The organism is Paenibacillus sp. FSL L8-0436 (assembly GCF_038593025.1).
In the GTDB taxonomy this organism is placed as follows: domain Bacteria; phylum Bacillota; class Bacilli; order Paenibacillales; family Paenibacillaceae; genus Paenibacillus_AQ.
This window is the reverse complement of sequence record NZ_CP151955.1, coordinates 5,141,438-5,160,622: the sequence shown is the minus strand read 5'-3', so window position 1 is coordinate 5,160,622 and position 19,185 is coordinate 5,141,438. Positions and strand designations below refer to the sequence as shown.

The 19,185-nt window shown below is 48.9% G+C and carries 13 protein-coding genes; 12 read left to right on the top strand and 1 reads right to left on the bottom strand.

What is annotated here, in order from left to right; genetic code table 11:
- Positions 1-2: 2 nt before the first annotated feature.
- Together NSS79_RS23750 and NSS79_RS23745 are read left to right on the top strand one after the other, a co-directional pair.
- Positions 3-794 (top strand): formate/nitrite transporter family protein, encoded by a 792-nt coding sequence (locus tag NSS79_RS23750; RefSeq protein ID WP_342436383.1) that lies wholly within the window; start codon positions 3-5, stop codon positions 792-794.
- Between the two features lie 140 nt (positions 795-934).
- Positions 935-1,360: an NUDIX domain-containing protein gene (locus NSS79_RS23745; protein ID WP_342436382.1), complete on the top strand. Its 426-nt coding sequence runs from the start codon at positions 935-937 to the stop codon at positions 1,358-1,360.
- A 152-nt stretch (positions 1,361-1,512) separates the two neighbouring features.
- Here NSS79_RS23745 and NSS79_RS23740 read toward each other — a convergent pair whose 3' ends face one another.
- Entirely contained in the window at positions 1,513-2,229 is a 717-nt protein-coding gene (locus NSS79_RS23740) for a Crp/Fnr family transcriptional regulator (protein WP_038600349.1), read from the bottom strand.
- 352 nt (positions 2,230-2,581) lie between these two features.
- On the opposite strand from NSS79_RS23740, the gene NSS79_RS23735 reads away from it, so the two are divergent.
- The 10 genes from NSS79_RS23735 (at position 2,582) to adhE (ending at position 19,145) form a co-directional block, all read left to right on the top strand.
- Positions 2,582-4,888 carry a glycosyl hydrolase family 65 protein gene (locus NSS79_RS23735; protein ID WP_342436381.1) on the top strand — a complete coding sequence of 769 codons (2,307 nt, stop codon included), beginning with the start codon at positions 2,582-2,584 and terminating at the stop codon, positions 4,886-4,888.
- Entirely contained in the window at positions 4,885-7,215 is a 2,331-nt protein-coding gene (locus NSS79_RS23730) for a glycosyl hydrolase family 65 protein (RefSeq protein ID WP_342436380.1), read from the top strand. Before NSS79_RS23735 ends, NSS79_RS23730 begins: the two co-directional genes overlap by 4 nt.
- A complete protein-coding gene (pgmB, locus tag NSS79_RS23725; protein WP_342436379.1) occupies positions 7,216-7,845 on the top strand; it encodes a beta-phosphoglucomutase in 630 nt (209 codons plus the stop codon).
- An 84-nt stretch (positions 7,846-7,929) separates the two neighbouring features.
- The gene (locus NSS79_RS23720) at positions 7,930-8,733 is read left to right on the top strand and encodes an alpha/beta hydrolase (RefSeq protein WP_342436378.1); all 804 of its coding nucleotides are present in this window, start codon (positions 7,930-7,932) and stop codon (positions 8,731-8,733) included.
- 697 nt (positions 8,734-9,430) lie between these two features.
- A complete protein-coding gene (locus tag NSS79_RS23715; RefSeq protein ID WP_342436377.1) occupies positions 9,431-11,224 on the top strand; it encodes a histidine kinase in 1,794 nt (597 codons plus the stop codon).
- 16 nt (positions 11,225-11,240) lie between these two features.
- Positions 11,241-12,563 (top strand): response regulator, encoded by a 1,323-nt coding sequence (locus tag NSS79_RS23710; protein ID WP_342436376.1) that lies wholly within the window; start codon positions 11,241-11,243, stop codon positions 12,561-12,563.
- 114 nt (positions 12,564-12,677) lie between these two features.
- On the top strand, positions 12,678-13,601 hold the full coding sequence (locus NSS79_RS23705) for a sugar ABC transporter permease (RefSeq protein ID WP_342436375.1): 924 nt from the start codon (positions 12,678-12,680) through the stop codon (positions 13,599-13,601).
- A 1-nt stretch (position 13,602) separates the two neighbouring features.
- Entirely contained in the window at positions 13,603-14,475 is an 873-nt protein-coding gene (locus NSS79_RS23700) for a carbohydrate ABC transporter permease (protein ID WP_038594969.1), read from the top strand.
- Between the two features lie 134 nt (positions 14,476-14,609).
- Positions 14,610-16,082: an extracellular solute-binding protein gene (locus NSS79_RS23695; RefSeq protein WP_342436374.1), complete on the top strand. Its 1,473-nt coding sequence runs from the start codon at positions 14,610-14,612 to the stop codon at positions 16,080-16,082.
- Between the two features lie 441 nt (positions 16,083-16,523).
- Entirely contained in the window at positions 16,524-19,145 is a 2,622-nt protein-coding gene (adhE, locus tag NSS79_RS23690) for a bifunctional acetaldehyde-CoA/alcohol dehydrogenase (protein WP_342436373.1), read from the top strand.
- Positions 19,146-19,185 lie beyond the last annotated feature (40 nt).

The window sequence follows — 19,185 nt, the reverse complement described above, 5'->3', positions numbered from 1 at the left end:
AGATGTTTACGCAAAGTGTCGAGAACATCGTAGAAACAGCAGTAGGCAAACGCGACAAAATGAACGAGAGTCTGCCGAGGTATTTTCTGGCTGCAATATTGGCCGGGGCTTACGTTGGGATCGGAATCATTCTTATTTTCTCACTCGGCGCACCGCTAGCGGCGGCCAAATCCCCTTTTCAGCCGCTTGTGATGGGCACCTCCTTCGGGATTGCACTGACACTGGTCGTATTTGCCGGATCTGAGCTGTTTACCGGGAACAATATGTTTTTTACCGTAAGTACGCTTGCCGGAAGAACTAGTGTCTGGGACACGGTAAAGAACTGGATTATTGTATTTGTCGGCAATGTTGCCGGTGCGGTCATCCTGGCGCTGCTGATTCAAGGAACGGGTCTGTTCAAGGCAGCTCCTGCTGAGCATCTGATCTTTACCGCTGCCGCCAAAAAAATGACTCTGCCCTTCTCGGAGCTGTTCTTCCGCGGTATCCTCTGTAACTGGCTGGTCTGTCTGGCCTTGTGGATGTCCTCGCGTGCGAAAAGTGAAGCGGCGAAGCTGGTGCTGATCTGGTGGTGTCTGTTCGCCTTTATCGCCAGCGGATATGAGCACAGTGTGGCTAACATGACACTGCTAAGCGTAGCCGTGCTGCTGCCGAACCATCCGGAGACCATCAGCATTGCCGGCTGGCTGCATAACATGATTCCCGTTACCCTGGGCAATATCATCGGCGGTGGTGTGTTTGTAGGTATGGCCTATTGGCTGATTTCACCGGTGCGCGCTGCCCGAGGCAAACGTTAAGGCAACGATAAGTTTTGAATAGCAAGCAACTATAACTGTCTTGTGGGTCATAGCCCGCAGGACAGTTTTTTGTTAAACTGTATCTGTACGGGGACTTTACATTAAATCATATGGTTATATTTTACAGGGAGGGATCTGCGATGAAGAGCTTCAATCATTTTGGGGTTTATGGAATTTGTGAGCGTGAGGGCAGGCTGGAGGAGAATGAATCGCTGGCTGATGGCTTGGTCAGAGAATTTATGGAGGAAACCGGGTTGTCCGTCAAGGTGAGAGACAGTCTGGGCACCTTTGATTTTTTTGTGCGCCATCAGGAGAATGACTTTACACATATGCATCACATCGCAGCGCTGTACACTGTGGATATCACGGACCCTCAACATGCTGTTACTATCGGCGTATTCGCGGAGCAGGATTCACTGGGGATGGAGTGGGTGGATCCGGCAGCCATTACGCTGGATTCGGCTTCACCGGTGGCGGTACTTGCAGCGGGTTGGCTAAGCGGAGACAGCTTATCTCCAGAGGCTGGATATTATGGGGAATGGGAGATGAAAAGAGGCTCCATGTAGTACAGCTTCACAAATGGAGCTTTGTCTCAAGGCAATACAAACGGAAAAAAAGACGCCCCCAAGGCGTCTCAGACCACTCTATCTTTATTGTGAAGAAAATTTGGGCCCTATATGTTTCATTGAGGAGAATAGAGGGTATTATTACAAGGAAATTAAATACGGCAAATTTCGTTCGGACATAATTCACAGTGGCAGATTTCCTGCAGCATGCCAAGATCTTTAATTACGATCATGCCGTTTTCGTATTCCACAGCGTCTTTCTTGCGAAGGTCGCTTAGCATCCGGTTGACACTCTCACGGGTAGCACCGATCATGTTGGACAGATCCGTATGCGTGATTTTTTTGTTGATCAGAATGTTGTCGCCGTTCTTCTCGCCGTAAGTATTGCCAAGGCGGATCAGCGTCGAACAAAGTGCGCCAGGTTTGCCGTACATCATCAAATCACGGAATTTCGTCTGGGTGAGACGGTGGTGAATGCCCATCCATTTCATAAAGTCGATGGCGAAATCACAGTGCTGGCAGATCAGAATCTCCAGATCCTTCTGCTCAATCACACCAACCTCGCTCTCCTCAATCACTTCTGCGGTGAAGCTGTGCTTCGTGCTGAAGAAAGGGTCTGCTTGACCTACCATATCACCAGCCTGATACATATAAAGAATAAGTTCTTTACCCTCGTCAGTAGATTTGGTCAGTTTAACACGTCCACGTTTGATATAAAACAATTTATCCGAGTAGTCGCCTTCCCAAAACAAGTGAGATCCTTCAGGGACCATGCGTTCTTTCATTGTGACAAGAAGTCTGTTGAAGTTCTGTTCGGAGAAACAGTTTGTATTCCCGTGGGCTTCGATAACATTATAATGTTCCTTGATCATAATCGACATCCCCTTTATTCCCTCAGTTTTTCAGTAAATTTTAAATTAATTATACCTTGAAATCCCTCATTATGGGTGAAAATTTTCGCCAAAAAGTGTCGAATTTTTAACATTGTGATAATTTTCACTTCAAACGTGTGAGATTTAATATGCTTTTCAGGGCTGCTCAACTTCATTGATCATATCCTAAACTGCAGGATTCCTTCAACTCCGTAAAAATGCACATAACTCCATTACAGGCAGACATTGGCCAAAATTCTCCGGAAAGATACTCTTGAAGTGAGCGTCCGGCGTTTCCTGTGAGCACAGGGGACGTGTGGATACAACTCGGGAGAAGGAGAAATCAGACATGGCAAAAGTGGCGGATAAATATTTAAAGGTCGATCCATGGGCGATCATTGAAGAGGGGTTTGACCCGGAAAGGAACCGTACCTCGGAATCGATTTTTTCACTGGGCAATGAGTATATGGGTGTGCGTGGTTATGCAGATGAAGGTTATAGCGGTGATTCACTGCCTGGCAGCTATTTTAATGGTCTGAACGAGCAGCAGGAGATTGGCAATCATTATAAGGGTATCATTCGTTCCTTGCGCTACATGGTAAATGCAGTGGACTGGCTGTACACCCGAATTACTGTGGACGGAGAAGTTCTGGATCTTGCAAAAAGCAAAGTTTCGGAGTTCAGCCGCAGACTGGATTTTCAGAGCGGGACGTATTGCCGTGAATTCATCTGGCATCTGGAGTGCGGGAAGAATCTAAAAGTAAATTTCACCCGGCTGGTCAGCATGACCCTGTCCCATCTGGGGCTGCAGCAGGTTACCTTTCAGCCGCTGAATTTCTCAGGGACCGCAGAAGTGTGTGCAGGACTTGATTTTAACATGATTCATGAGGCACGCGGGAAGAGCATGTGGAAAAGCCTGCGCAGCGGGGTGGAAGACGGCGTCACTGCAATTATGGCGGAAACGCTGACTACCGGCAATAAGCTGTTTAGCAGCTTTGTCCTGCACTCTTCGCAGGTGCTGAATACTGCGCGGATAGAACGGGATCGATTTATTGGCCAGCAGTTCACACTGGAGCTGACCCAGGGGAAAACCGTGCATTACACGAAGCTTGCCGTCAATTGCACGGATAGTGACTCCTCACGGAGCGAAAATAGTCTGTGGGCAGAAGGAATGGAGCTTGCGCTTGCGACAGGCAGACTAGACGAGCAAGCAGTATTCTCCGAACAAAAGACCTACTGGAGCGGCATCTGGCAGACCAGCGATATCCGCATCGAAGGTGATCCCGAGAACCAGCAGGGCATCCGCTTCTGTATCTTCCAGCTCTACCAGACGTATCACGGTGACCATCCCGGCTTCAATATCGGTGCCAAAGGTTTAACGGGCGAGGCTTACCGTGGCCTTGCCTTCTGGGATACCGAGTCCTACTGCCTGCCGTTCTATATGTTCAATAATCCCAAGGCAGCCAAAAGCCTGCTCGAATTCCGCTATAAAACGCTGCCGGAAGCGATGCTGCGCGCCAAAGATGTGGACTGCGAGGGAGCCTGTTATCCGATTGCCACGATTGACGGGACGGAGAGCTGCGACCTGTGGCAGCATTCTAATCTGCAGCTTCATGTTGGCACTGCCGTTTCCTACGGCATCTGGCATTATGTGAAGAATACGGGCGACCGGGCCTTCCTGTACAGCAAAGGTGCAGAAATGCTGATCCAGATCAGCCGCTTTTATGCTACACGAGGGCAATGGGGACAGCGGAGCGGAGAATACGGCTATTTCGGTGTCATGGGTCCTGATGAGTTTCAATTGATGGTGAACAATAACTGCTATATCAACCTGATGGCCCAAAAATTGTTCGAATACACGCTGGCAACGGTCGCTGAAATGAAAGAGCAGGTACCTGATACGTTCGTCGGGGTGATGGCCAAGACGGGGGTGCGTGACGAAGAATTAGCGGACTGGAGCCTTAAAGCTCAGCATATGCGGATTCCCCTGGACCCGAACAGCGGGATCTATGAGGAGCATGACGGATTTTTCGATATGCCGCATATTGATATTCATTCCATACCTGTCACGGATTTTCCGCTTTATGCGAATTGGTCCTATGACCGTCTCTATCGTTACGACATGATCAAGCAGCCTGATGTGCTGATGTTCATGTTCCTGTACAGCGGGCAGTTCTCCAGAGAATCCAAAGTGGCGAACTATGAATATTACGAACCCAGATGTATCCATGAGTCTTCACTCTCTCCATCGATCCATTCCATTCTGGCTAGTGAAATCGGTAAACATGAGGAGGCTTATACCTTCTTTGAATTTGCCACCCGGCTTGATCTGGACAATTATAACCGCAACACCCGGGAAGGCCTGCACACCACTTCAATTGCTGCCGCATGGATGAATATTGTATACGGCTTTGGCGGTATGCGCTCTGATGGCGATTGTCTAAGCTTCCAGCCTTCACTTCCGCAGCGCTGGACCTCTTACAGCTTTCAGGTGATGTATGAGGGAGTGCTGCTGCGCATCGAGGTCACGAAGGACACGGTGAGCTTTACAGCTGTGGATGGCGGAAGTACGGAGATTGTTGTCTATGGACAACAGCTGAAGGTAGATGCTGCCGGCACAGCGATTCCGCTGGGTGAAGGGATGTTGGCCGGATGAGCTGGACAGTAGCAGAGCATGGCTTCGACAAAAGCAGGGTGACGACGAACGGAAACAAATATATGACCGGCAACGGTTATATGGGTTACCGCGGTACGCTGGAGGAATTCACCAAGGAGCAGCTAACAGCTGTAACTCTGGCCGGATTGTACGACAAATCCGGCGAGCAATGGCGAGAGCCGGTGAACGCTCCAAACGGTCTGTTCATCAAGCTGAGCTGCAATGGCCAGCCGCTTGGAGTTCTGGAGGCTGATCCGCTGTCTCATTGTCAGGAGGTGGACTTCCGTAACGCTGTCCATCGGCGGGAGACTGAATATGGGTTCCTCGGCGGTAAGCTGACCTTCACGGCCGAACGGTTTGTCAGCATGGATCAGCTGCATTTGCTGGCCGGCAGGCTGACCCTGCACAGCACAGCAGATTGCCGTCTCTATATTGAGACAGGCATCGACGGAGAGGTGTGGGATATTAATGGCCCACATCTCACGGAGAGAAAAGAACAGTTCAAGGCAGGGACAGCCCTCTCTACTGCCATAACCGGTGAGCTGAAACTGCCGGTAGCTGTTGCGGAAAGGGTTGCCTTCACCTTTGATGTTCAGGAAACCGCCGGGGAAGGTGCCATGCGTGTGATCTCTTTTGATGCGAAGGCGGGAGAAACCTACGAATGGTTCAAATATGTCGCGGTTTATACCGGACTTGATAACGCTGGCGATCCGGCAGCGGCAGCGGAGCAGGAGGTCCTGACCGCCGAAAAGGCAGGCTACGAAGAGCTGCTCAAGGCTCACTGCGCGGTTTGGGAGGAGCGGTGGTCACGCTGCGATTGCCGGATTGAAGGTGATGAGGCGGCCCAGTTTGCGCTGAGGTACAGCATTTATCAGCTGCTGATTATTGCACCCGCCGAATCGGAGAAGGTTTCGATTCCGGCGCGGGGGTTATCCGGGCAAGTGTATAAAGGTGCCGTGTTCTGGGACACGGAAATGTTCATGCTGCCTTTTTTTCTGCACAGCGATCCCCGGATTGCCCGCAATCTGATGATGTACCGCATCCATACACTGGATGGAGCGCGCCGCAAGGCAGCGGAATACGGATTTCTTGGCGCTTTTTATGCCTGGGAAAGCCAGGACAGCGGAGACGATGCCTGTACATTATTTAATGTAAATGATGTATTTACCGGCCGTCCGATGCGGACTTACTTCCGTGACAAGCAGGTGCATATCAGCGCGGATGTGGTGCACGGGATCTGGCAATACGTAACGTTTACCGGAGATGACAGTCTGCTGGTGGACGGTGGGGCAGAAGTGATCTGGGAATGTGCCCGCTTCTTCTATTCTTATGCCTACTATAACCCGGTCAAAAAACGGTATGAGATCCTTGATGTTACCGGCCCCGACGAATATCATGAGCGGGTGAACAACAACGCTTTTACAAATGCGCTGGTGAAGGAGACACTGGAAATCGCCCTGCGGGTTGTGAAGTTGCTGCAGGACAAATATCCCGGGCATTACCCCGGACTTGCAGCATTGTTTGCGGATGGACCTTTCGTGGCGGAATTTAACGAGATGCTGGAGCATTTTTATGTTCCACAGCCTGATCCGGAGAATCTTGTGATTGAGCAGTTCGACCGTTATTTCAAATTGGAAGAGGTGACACTTTCCGAGCTGAAATCCCGGGTTATCAACAAAAATGAATATTGGGGCGGCGGCAGCGGGCTGGCCACTACCACGACTATTCTGAAACAGGCTGATGTTGTGCTGATGCTGAATCTGTTCAAAGCTTCCTTCTCTAAGGAAGTGAAACAGGCAAACTGGGAATTCTATGAACCGCGCACCGAACATGGCTCCAGCCTCAGCGCCTGTATCTACGCATTGGTGGCCGCCGACATCGGCTCGCCTGATTGGGGATATCCGTATTTCATGCGTACAGCCACGGTTGATCTCACCGGGGAGTCGAAGCAATATGTCGGTGACCTCTACATCGGGGGAACCCATCCGGCCGCGAACGGCGGCGCCTGGATGGCAGCAGTACTCGGCTTTGCAGGGGTACAGTTTGACGGTGAAGTGCTGCGCCTAAATCCGGCGCTGCCGGGACCGTGGCAATCTGTGGAATTGCCTGTGATTCTGCGGGGCGGCCTCTTTAGACTGCGGATCAGCCGAAATGAAGTGGCAGTCACTGCGGCTACGGATAACCGCGAGCCATTGGCTATCAGCGCATTTGGCGGCGGGTGCGTGTCATGTCTGCCGGGTGCCCAGCTCCGTCTCTTGAATAGCGCAGCTGCCAGTGAGCAGGAGAGGAACGGGCAAGGAAAGTTCATTAGAGAGGAAAGAAAATAAATGCTGGAACATATGAAAGGCGCAATCTTTGATCTCGACGGTGTGATTGTGGATACAGCCAAATATCACTTTTTGGCCTGGCGTTCACTTGCCGAGGAGCTTGGCTTCGTGTTTACAGAGGAACACAATGAACGGCTTAAGGGGGTAAGCCGGACGAGATCGCTGGACATCCTGCTGGAAATCGGCGGCATGGAATTCAGTGAAGCGGAGAAGCTTGCCATGGCAGACAATAAAAACCGCCTGTATGTAGAGTACATCTCCGGTCTGAATGAATCTGCACTGCTGCCCGGCGTTAAGGAATACTTGAATAGCCTGAGAGCGCGTGGTGTAGCCATTGCCCTCGGTTCAGCCAGCAAAAATGCCGCGTTCATTCTGGATAAGCTGAACATTGCCGGATCGTTCGATGCGGTTGTTGACGGGAATAAGGTAACCCTTGCCAAGCCGGACCCGGAAGTATTTCAAACCGCCTGCAAGGAGCTTGGTTTGCAGCCCGGCGAGTGTGTGGTGTTCGAGGATGCAGAGGCTGGCGTTGCAGCAGGCAAAGCGGCAGGGATGCTGGTTGTCGGTATCGGTAAACCGGAGGTGCTGAAGGAAGCCGATCTGGTGGTTACCGGATTGCATGAACTGTAGGGCCTTGATAGACTAATGATAGAAGAGGATAAATTATCCTCCGTCTCATTATTCTATTATAGAAGGAAAGTATGAGGGATGCAGATGGAAACGTTGTTGTTATGGCCGGAGGGAGCTCCGGGAGCTCTGGGAAGTAGCGATGAGGACAGTCCGGCGATTACGCCGTATCTAGTAGAAGGAAAGCACAATGCTGCGGTATTGATATGCCCGGGTGGCGGCTACGGCATGCGGGCATACCATGAAGGGGAGCCGATAGCCGAGTGGCTGAATACACTGGGAATCTCAGCTTTTGTACTGCGCTATCGTGTGGCGCCATATCAATATCCAAGCGCGCTGCAAGACGCCCAAAGAGCGCTGCGCACAATCCGCTTCCGTGCTGGCGAATACGGAATTGATCCCGGTAAACTTGGAATCCTGGGCTTCTCTGCCGGCGGCCATCTCGCTTCGACCACTGGAGTCTCGTTTGACCGGGAAAATGCCGGGGCGGCCGAACCGCTGGTCCGTCAGTCCAGCCGCCCGGACTTTATGATCCTGTGTTACCCGGTGATCACCATGTACGCCGCGGCAGCCCATCAAGGCTCCAGAGCCAATCTGCTCGGGGAGACTGCGGAGGAGGAGCTGGTCAAGCTGCTCAGCAGTGAGCTGCAAGTGACAGCGGACACTCCGCCGACCTTCCTCTGGCACACCTCAGATGACGGTTCAGTACCTGTAGCGAACAGCCTGCTGTTCGCCGCCGAATTAGAACGTCATCATATTCCGTTCGATCTCCATGTATACGCGCACGGGAGACATGGGCTCGGCCTGGCGGATGAAGAACCTCATACCCGCACTTGGACAGAGGCATGCGCTTCCTGGCTGCAACTGAACGGCTATACCAAACAGCGCTAATATTAGTTATAAGGCAATATAAGGGGGGCCAAAAGTCGGTTTTCTATGACCAGGTGCAGTCTCCTTCTTTCTAACAACCACAAAAAATGAACAGAGCAGCGATTCTCCCGTTATTGGAGAATCGCTGCTCTGCGTTGTGAGGCATTACGGCTTGCTTCAGCAGCCTGAGCAGCAAATTCTTGCAAAGCTTCTGAATGGCTTTCTTTAAGGGTTTGTCTTTGGTTTCTATACTAGCCGGGCTTCAAGTTTCTGTGTCATTTGTTCGAGTTTCCTGCTCGTAATTGTGGAGGACTCTCCGAGCTGCAAGGTCTTGGGCATGGCAGTAATCTTCTTCTTGTTTTTCTGCGGCTTCAATGTCGGCAAACAGCGCATGTACCTTTTCTTGAAATTTGACTTTGTGCTGTATTTTTTGCGTTTTAAAAGATTGCAGAAACTATTTCTGCTTAAACAGTGGAGAGAACGGACTGACCCGCGGAAAAGCGGCAGCGGTCGCCTTGGTCTCCGGATTTTCACCGCTAAGGGAAATGAAAAAAATCTGGAGAGCACAGCGATTGGAACAACGGTCCGTTCGCGGAGCGTCCACCCATTTGCCTGCCCACAGGAGAAATTGCATACAAATACCCATAATAAACTTTAAAATAAACATATGTAAGCGCTTTTTCATTTGATATATTATTGAAACTGGAGGTGTATCCAGATGTTGTCTGCACTTATGAAGCCGTTCGTCAGGCTGAACGTTAAGCAGCAGCTGATTCTGCTGTTTCTGATTATGGTCTCACCTATACTGATCCTGAACAGCTACGGAAATTACAAGGCGGAGGAGATTCTGAAGCGGCATGTCACCAATGCTTATGTAGAGCTGAATAAACAGAATTTTGCAATCATTAACAGGGACATTGATACAGTAAACAAAATCACTACGACGGTCATCCAGAACCCGATCCTGCAGCAGCTGAACATGCAAGGGGACGATACGGTATTGGAGCGGGTCGAACGTTATGAAACGATTGAAAAGCTCCTGGGGAGCTATTCACAGGGAGCCGAACACGGCGACGGAATCTTCTACTCTCTCTATGTGTACGACCCGGATAACTATTACTTTTTCGCACCCAACTTCCCGCAGGTGAAGAAAGCAGGCGTTTATTTTTTCTCCACAGGGGAGGAGCCGTATTGGTTCGATCAGGTGGTGCATGAGAAGGGCCGGGGGTATCTCATGTTTACGGAAAGACTCAGTCCGCAGGCGGAAAATATGAAGACACTTACCTACGTCAGAGCGGTCAATAACATTTACAGGGGATCAGGGACGATAGGCGTGCTGGTGGTGACCAAGATGGAATCCAAGATCGGTGAATCACTGAAATCCATCTCTCTGCCTGACGGAGAAATTTACTTAACGGATATGAGCAACCGTGTGCTGGCGTCCACTACAAATTCAACCGGTGAAGTGATTAAGCTGCCGGAGGGGGCAGAGAGCGGGGATCCCGAAGGGACGCGGGATGTGATTACAGATGATTTCATTTATGTTGTGAACAATAATCATATGCTGGGGCAGAAGCTGGTTTATAAGGTTCCGGTAAAAGCGCTGCTGCAGCAGCAGAATGAAATGAAGCAGGTCATTCAATACATAACGGTCGCCTATGCGCTATTCGGGATTATCATCATCACCTATTTTTGGCGTTCCCTAATGACACCGCTGCAGAAGCTGGCCTTTTTCGTCCGGAAATTTGAACCGGGGAACCGTGTGCCCGAAACGCCTAGAAGAGGGACCAACGACGAAGTCAGCGTCCTGATCTCCTCGACTTATGATATGGCCCGCAGGTTAAACGGCTTGATTATGTATAAATACCAAATGGAGCTGAAACAGAAAGAATCCCAGCTGCAGCTGCTTTATCAGCAGATCAACCCGCATTTGCTATATAACACGCTGGAGAGCATCTACTGGAAAAGCTCGCTGGAAGGTAACGTGGAATCGGCGGAAATGATCAAGGAACTATCCAAGCTGATGAAAATCAGCCTGAGCCGGGGCAGGGAACTGATTACGCTGGAAGAAGAACTGGAGCATGCCAGTGCCTATATCAAACTGCAGCAGCACCGCTATGATTATGTTTTTGCTGTCATCTGGAGAATAGATCCGGACACCAAAAGCAATCTGATTCCCAAGATCACTTTGCAGCCATTGATTGAGAACGCCATCATACACGGTGTCAAAAACATGGATGAGGACGGAGAGATTATCATCAGCGCAAGCGCGCAGGATGACGTCATCCATATCACAATTGAAGACAACGGATATAAGCAGGTCGACTTTGAGGCGATTAGGCAGGTGCTGAACGATGAGAGCCCGAACCCTGCCAGCGGCTATGGCATCCGCAATATTAATCAACGCGTGCATTTGCATTTTGGTTCTGATTATGGAATCAGTTATGCGCCGCGCCGGGAGGGCGGGACGGTAGTGACCGTCAAGCTTCCGAAGTCGGAGAATCAGGAATAGAAAGGGGAATCTGCATATGTTCAATATTTTGGTTGTGGACGATGAACCGCTCATTTGCAAAGGACTTAGCAGCCTGCTTGCTTCCTCAGGGCTGGATATCGGCCATATCTATACCGCGAGCAGCGGTTTTGAGGCGCTGGATTGCGTCCGCATGGAAGAGATTGATCTGCTTGTTACCGATATCCAGATGGGAGCGATGAGCGGCATTGAACTGATGCAGCATGCGAAGCTGGCGAAACCCTGGGTGCAGACCATCGTCATTTCCGCCCATGAAACCTTTCAATATGCTCAAATGGCCGTAAGGCTGGGAGCTAAGGATTATTTGATTAAACCGCTGAACAGTGAGCAGTTTCTCGACTCGGTACGCAATGTGCTGCTCAAGATGGATAAGCCATCACCGGGGCTGGCGACTTTAATGAGCGGCATCGGCGAAAGCTTCCGGCTTGAGGAGCCGCTTCCGGCATACAGTCAGCTATTAAATGCGCTGCTCGCTGATCCGGGCATTGTGTTAGGCGATGAGGAAGGGATGCGCAAGCTGGATGAACTGCAGCTGAAGGGGCCTTATTTCTCGGTAATCAAGCTCAAGCTCCCGGGAGTAGGACTGGGCAAGAAGTACAATGCCCGCGATAGCGGCTTGCTGCGTTACGGTGTGCTTAACATCGCCAAAGAGCTGCTGGATCAGGAGTGGAACTCCATTGCTTTTTATTCTCCCGGGGAAGAAATTACCGTTATCATCCAGTGGGATGAGAAAAGTTACGAGGAATCGGCGGCAGGCCAGGTGGGCAGGCTGGATATGCTCGGCCGCAGTCTGCATTTTAATATCCATAAATACCTGCATCTGAACGTGGTGATCGGGATCAGTCAGATTCTCAAGGGATTGTCGTTCATGGAGGTGCTGAACCGTCAGGCTTCCAAGGCTATTCTGTGGAACAAGGAACATAACGATCATTATGTGTTCTACTACGGAGATTTCAATTGGAACAATTATACCGCCGACCCCTCTGCAGAGGAGCTGCATACACGCAGCAATCTGATCGTGCAGAAGGCCAAGGAATACATCGACGAGAATTACGCCCAGAAGGGCTTGACCATTCACGAGGTAGCCAAAAAAAATCATGTCAGCCCCAATTATTTAAGCTATCTGTTCAAAAAAAATACAGGCCATAACCTGTGGGAATATGTTATTAAGCTGCGGATGGAGGACAGCCGGGAGATGATTCTGCATACGGACCTGCGCCGTTATGAGATTGCCGAGCGGGTCGGCTACGAATCACCGGAGCATTTCAGCAAGATTTTCAAAAAATATTATGGAATCAGCCCCAGTGAATTGAAGAAGTAACAACGCTCACTACTTCGGTAGATATAGACATGTTCAGCCTCCCCCGCCTTTCCTACAATTAAGGTAGGAAGCACTTTGTCAAAGTGCTGAAGACGAAAGGAATGAGGGAGCAAGATGAACCAGACCGCTGCGTTACACGAGGAGCTACCGGCGAAGCTCGAGAACAAACCGTACAAACAGAATCGCTGGAAAAAAAACTTTTGGGGCTATATGTTCCTTCTGCCAGCAATCATCATCTTTATCATGTTTATGTGGGTGCCTATTTTTAAAGGTTTTCTGTACAGCTTCTATACTGTAGATTTTGTTAAAGGCAATACCTTTGTCGGCATGGACAATTATGGGAGAGCCCTCACGGACCCCGATGTTCTGATTGCCGTCAAAAATACAGTCTACTATATGGGACTCTGTCTGGTTATAGGCTTTTGGGTACCGATCGCTTTTGCTATCGCTATCTCGGAACTGAGAAAATTCGGCGGTTTTGTACGCGTTGCGGCTTATCTGCCTTATGTTATGCCGGCCGTAGTGCTCTATGGGCTGTGGAGATGGCTGTATGATCCCGTGGGCCCGATCAATGCCTTCCTAGGCACGATGGGTGCAGACCAGATCCCGTTTCTGACGGACAGCAGATGGTCGATGATCTCACTGGTGTTCATGGAAACTTGGCAGCAGTTCGGCTCCGGGATGCTGATTTATCTGGCAGCCGTGCTTAGTATTCCACGCGACTGGTATGAAGCTGCGGAAATTGACGGTGCCGGTGTCTGGGCCCGTATCCGCCATATCACACTTCCTTCACTGCGTAATCTGATTATCCTGATGCTGATCCTGCAGGTCATCGCGACTTCCCAGGGATACCAATCACAGCTGGCATTGCTTGACGGCGGACCCAATAAGACGACGCTGACCTATGCTCTGCTAATTGTGAAGTATGCATTTACCAGACTGGATTATGGAACCGCGACTGCACTGGGCATGCTGATGTTTGTTGTCCTCGGCGGTTTGGGCATTTTACAGTTCAAGCTGAATAAGGAGGACAATTAAGATGAAGAGCGCAGAGAGAGGAATTCTTTCCGAACATGATTTGAAGAAAACAAGCAACAAAATCGTCTACGGAATTATGGTGTTTTTCATTCTGATTATGATCTTTACCATGCTGTATCCCATCCTGATGACGATGTTCAACGGCCTGAAATCCAATCAGGAGGTCAACTCGTTCCCGCCGCATTTTTTCCCCCAGGAATGGCATTTCGCCAACCTGAAAGATGCGCTGGATTACATTGACCTGCTGAAATTCCTCAGGAACACGATTTATATTTTTGTCGGGAATATGATTATGACCCTGGTCGTGCTCGGTCTTGCTTCTTTCAGTATTTCGCGGATGAATGTGCCGTTCAAGAGAGTTTTCTATTTCTTCTTCCTGATGACGCTGTTTATCCCGGCGACCAGCTATATGATCCCGAACTTTGTCAATCTAAAGGAACTCGGACTCTTGAACCAGTATGCAGCTTTCTGGCTTCCTGCCGGAGCGAATACGTTTTATTTCCTGCTCCTGAAGAACTTTTTTGACGGACTCCATCCTGAGATTTTTGAAGCTGCGCGGATTGACGGTGCCTCGGAACCGCGAAGTTTCTTCTCAATCGCCGTACCACTGTCCATTCCAATCTTCGCCACACTGGCGATCTTTATCTTCTCGACAGCCTGGAATGACTGGTTCTGGCCATCGCTTGTCATGCATAGTGAGGACAAATATACACTTGCGACATCGATCTATAAATATGTGATCAACGTCAAGGCGCTCAATACCAATATCAAGTTCGCTATTCTTTTTCTAGTCTCGCTGCCGCCAATTTTGGTCTTTCTGATTTTCCAGAGATTCATTATGCGCGGGGTGGCGCTGTCAGCGGTTAAGGGCTGAATCAGAATATGACTTCTTTTATGCAGAGATCGTAAACATGCACACATAAGGAATATAAATACACCTCGTTTGTAAGCGATTTCTCTTTTATGATGATTTTGTTAGCTAATTATGAATTGAAAAGGGGAGTTTCAATGCGTAAATATTCCAGCGTATTAGCCTGTCTCCTTGTGACCGGCTCGTTGTTATCTGCCTGCGGCGGCAACAATAACAACAACGGAAATGCACAGGGGAATAAGGGAGGGGACGCTTCACCGGCAGCTACCACTGAGACAGCGGATAAAACTGCTGCTCCAACGGATGCGCCCGCGGGTGATATCACTCAGAGAAAAGTAACGATCAAAATTCACTATCCTACGCCTGACTTGACAGAAATGAGGGCACAGGAAGATGACCGGATCAAACGCTTCCAAGCAGAGTATCCGAATGTGGAGATCGTTAAAGACGACTGGCAGTACAACGTAAGTGAAATCGGCGTGAAGATGGCTGCGAATGAAGCGCCGACCTTCTTCAACACTTATGCTACAGAAGCCAAATTCCTGATTGAAAAAGGCTGGGTTGCCGATATTACTGATCTTTGGAACAAATATGAATACAAGGATCAGATCAATCCGGTGCTGCAGAACCAGTTCATAATTGACGGTAAAGTCTACGGGGTCACACAAAAGGGTTATGTTACCACGACAATGATCAATAAAAAAATGCTGGATGACAAAGGTGTAGCGGTGCCTGCAATGGATTGGACCTGGGATGATATGCTGAATACAGCCAAAGGTGTAGCAGATGCCAAAAAAGGAATTTCCGGTATCGCACCTATGGGTAAAGGCAATGAAGCAGGCTGGAACTGGACCAACTTCCTGTTCGAAGCGGGCGGAGAAATTCAAAAAGTTGAAGGAGGCAAGGTTGTTGCAACCTTCAATTCTGATGCAGGTGTGAAAGCGCTGGACTTCTACAAGAAGCTGAGATGGGAAGCGGAGGCAATTCCTCAGGATTGGGCACTTGGCTGGGGTGATGCTGTAGGTGCATTCCAACAAGGACGTACGGCCATGGTAATGGCGGGTTCCGACGGAGTTATTGAGCAAGCGCTGAATCAAGGCGGATTGAAGCCTGCAGATGTGCTGACCTATCCGATGCCAGCTTTTGAAAAAGGCGGCAAGCATACCGGAGTACTTGGCGGAGACTATCTGGTCATCAATCCTAACGCTACAAAAGACGAGCAGGAGATGGCGTTCCGTTACATTACCTTTGATTATTTCTCCGATAAAGGCCTCGATGCGCTCGACGCTATTCTGCAGCAGCGTAAAGCGGACGGCAAATACTTCATCCCGCCGCTTCTGGACTACTATGCTGCAGATTCCGAGTTCGGCAAGAAGACCAAAGCGGTATATGACAAGTATTCCGATATCGTGTACCAGTATAACCCGGATATTATGGCCCTCTTGGACGGCAAACCGGAAGCACAATACAATACTCAAGATTATTATGCAACCCTGTCTAATGTGATTCAGGAGCTGTTCTCCAAAAAAGGAACCGACTCCAAAGCACAATTAGATGCTGCTGCCAAAACTGTGCAGGAGAAATTCTTTGATACTATTAAAGTAGAGTAGGAAGTTTTAAAATGGTAATTTATATAAATGAATTGTAAAAAGCGGAAGAGGCAGGGGACATTGTTCCCTTGTCTTTTTGCTGTAAATAGTTCTCCAAAGGTTAGGTGAGGGAAGAGGAAATCAAGGATAAGGCGGAGGAATGAGGCAAAGAAATATAGATGTAATTACCAAAAAATAGAAAAATAATGCTTTGTGGAGCCCTGTAACAGGTTCATACGGTGAGAGTCCTTATTTTGCTGTTCGCAGATTGGACAAATATAAGTGAATTTTACCATATAAACTGGAAATAATGCCTGAATATGATTGAATGAAAGCGCTTTGAAAACAAATCAAAAAAAACTTTATACTTTGTGAAAGATTTCACTTTTAATATTGAAGAGGATGTGATAAGATAAATGTGTAGAGAAAAACAACCTAAAAATTGACAGGAGGACGAGGGAGATGGCAGTTAAAAACGAAGTCGCCGCCCAAGTGAAACAAACCACCGCTGAAGAATATATTCAGATTTTGGTGGATAAAGCAAAGAAAGCTCAAGAAGCCTATATGGCGCTGGATCAAGAGCAAGTTAACACAATCGTTCATGCAATGGCATTGGCTGGGCTCGACAAGCATATGTACCTGGCAAAATTGGCTGTAGAAGAAACAGGACGCGGAGTATACGAAGACAAAATTACGAAGAACATCTTCTCAACTGAATATATCTGGCACGGAATTAAATACGACAAAACAGTAGGCGTCGTTGAAGATAATAAATATGACAGCTTCCAAAAAATTGCCGAGCCGGTCGGAATCGTAATGGGTATCACACCGGTAACCAACCCAACATCCACCACGATGTTTAAAGCGCTGATTGCCGCTAAGACACGTAATCCTATTATATTCGGTTTCCATCCATCAGCGCAAGAGTGTAGTGCCGCAGCAGCAAGAATTCTTCATGATGCAGCTGTGAAAGCAGGCGCTCCTGAGAACTGTATCCAATGGATTGAGCTTCCGACAATGGACAAAACAAACGCATTGATGAACAATCCGGACGTCGCTCTTATCCTGGCAACAGGCGGATCTGCAATGGTTAAAGCGGCATACAGCTGCGGTAAACCGGCTCTCGGCGTAGGCCCTGGTAACGTACCTGCCTTCATTGAGAAAAGTGCGGATATCGACCAAGCGGTTACTGACATTATTCTTTCCAAGACTTTTGACAATGGTATGATTTGCGCTTCCGAGCAGGCTGTTATTATTGAAGAAGCAATTTTTGACCAAGTGAAAAAGAAAATGATCGCAAATGGCTGCTACTTTGTGAATAAAGAAGAAGCTGCTAAGCTGACCAACGGCGCAATGAATGTAGAAAAATGTGCGGTTAACCCGGCAATCGTAGGTCAATCCGCTGTGAAGATCGCTGAAATGTGCGGTATCCAGGTTCCTGCCGGAACGAAGATTTTGGTAGCTGAACTCGAAGGCGTAGGCACCAAGTACCCGCTGTCCGCTGAGAAACTTAGCCCGGTTCTGGCTTGCTACAAGGTTAAGAATGCTGACCAAGGGATTGAACGCGCAGCTCAAGTCGTCGAATTCGGCGGCATGGGACACAGCTCGGCTATCCATTCCAACAATGAAGAAGTTATCATGAAGTTCTCGAACCGTCTGCAAACTGGACGTATTCTTGTTAACTCACCTTCAACACATGGCGCCATCGGCGACATTTACAATACTAATATTGCTTCGTTGACTCTGGGCTGCGGATCTTATGGACGCAACTCGGTATCGCAAAACGTAACTGCCATCAATCTGATCAATGTGAAAAGGGTGAACCGTCGTACCGTGAATATGCAATGGTTTAAGGTGCCTGATAAGATTTATTTCGAAAAGGGAGCCACTCAATACCTGGCCAAAATGCCTGATATTACCCGCGTAGCAATTATCACTGACCCTATGATGGTTAAACTGGGTTATGTAGAAAGAGTAGAGCACTACCTGCGTCAACGCCAGACCCCTGTGGCGATCGAAGTGTTCTCGGAAGTTGAACCGGATCCATCGACAACTACCGTGGAAAAAGGTACAGCTATGATGAACAGATTCCAACCGGACTGCATCATCGCACTCGGCGGCGGTTCCCCAATGGATGCTGCAAAAGGAATGTGGCTGTTCTATGAACACCCAGATGCTGACTTTAACGGTTTGAAACAAAAGTTCATGGATATCCGCAAACGGGTATACAAATTCCCTAAGCTCGGCAACAAAGCGAAATTTGTAGCTATTCCAACAACATCGGGTACAGGTTCGGAAGTAACCTCGTTCGCGGTTATTACTGACAAAACTACTGCAAATAATACTAAATATCCGCTTGCAGACTATGAGCTGACTCCGGATGTAGCGATCATCGACCCTGAGTTTGTATATAGCTTGCCTAAGACTGCTGTTGCTGATACAGGTATGGACGTATTGACACATGCGATTGAAGCTTATGTTTCTGTTATGGCAAGTGACTACACCGATGGTCTGGCTATCAAAGCTATCCAGCTGGTATTCCAATACCTGGAGAAATCCGCACTTGAAGGCGACAAACTTGCCCGCGAAAAAATGCACAACGCATCGACGCTGGCTGGTATGGCATTTGCCAATGCATTCCTGGGCATCAACCACAGCTTGGCGCACAAATGGGGCGGTCAATACCACACGGCTCATGGACGTACCAATGCCATCCTGATGCCGCACGTTATCCGTTACAATGCCAAGAAACCAACGAAGTTTGCTTCGTTCCCTAAGTATTCGCACTTTGTAGCTGACGAACGTTATGCTGAAATCGCCCGTATTCTGGGATTGCCTGCACGCACTACCGAAGAAGGTGTAACCAGCCTGATCAATGCAATCCGCGACATGAACAAAAAATTGGGCATTGAAGAGTCGTTCCAACAACTCGGCTTTGATCCTAAGGATTTCGAATCCCGCGTAGACTATCTGGCTGACCGTGCATTTGAAGACCAATGTACTACTGCCAACCCTAAACTGCCGCTGGTTACTGAACTTGCTGATGTATACCGCAACGCATTCTACGGAAGATTCGACAACTAATTGGTGATTTCTTAGCAAAGAATAAGGTTACAGGTTAATA

Bases quoted from the DNA above. Each gene is read 5' to 3' on its own strand.
- NSS79_RS23750 (WP_342436383.1), top strand. From the start codon at position 3: ATGTTTACGCAAAGTGTCGAGAACATCGTAGAAACAGCAGTAGGCAAA.
- NSS79_RS23745 (WP_342436382.1), top strand. From the start codon at position 935: ATGAAGAGCTTCAATCATTTTGGGGTTTATGGAATTTGTGAGCGTGAG.
- NSS79_RS23735 (WP_342436381.1), top strand. From the start codon at position 2,582: ATGGCAAAAGTGGCGGATAAATATTTAAAGGTCGATCCATGGGCGATC.
- NSS79_RS23730 (WP_342436380.1), top strand. From the start codon at position 4,885: ATGAGCTGGACAGTAGCAGAGCATGGCTTCGACAAAAGCAGGGTGACG.
- pgmB (WP_342436379.1), top strand. From the start codon at position 7,216: ATGCTGGAACATATGAAAGGCGCAATCTTTGATCTCGACGGTGTGATT.
- NSS79_RS23720 (WP_342436378.1), top strand. From the start codon at position 7,930: ATGGAAACGTTGTTGTTATGGCCGGAGGGAGCTCCGGGAGCTCTGGGA.
- NSS79_RS23715 (WP_342436377.1), top strand. From the start codon at position 9,431: ATGTTGTCTGCACTTATGAAGCCGTTCGTCAGGCTGAACGTTAAGCAG.
- NSS79_RS23710 (WP_342436376.1), top strand. From the start codon at position 11,241: ATGTTCAATATTTTGGTTGTGGACGATGAACCGCTCATTTGCAAAGGA.
- NSS79_RS23705 (WP_342436375.1), top strand. From the start codon at position 12,678: ATGAACCAGACCGCTGCGTTACACGAGGAGCTACCGGCGAAGCTCGAG.
- NSS79_RS23700 (WP_038594969.1), top strand. From the start codon at position 13,603: ATGAAGAGCGCAGAGAGAGGAATTCTTTCCGAACATGATTTGAAGAAA.
- NSS79_RS23695 (WP_342436374.1), top strand. From the start codon at position 14,610: ATGCGTAAATATTCCAGCGTATTAGCCTGTCTCCTTGTGACCGGCTCG.
- adhE (WP_342436373.1), top strand. From the start codon at position 16,524: ATGGCAGTTAAAAACGAAGTCGCCGCCCAAGTGAAACAAACCACCGCT.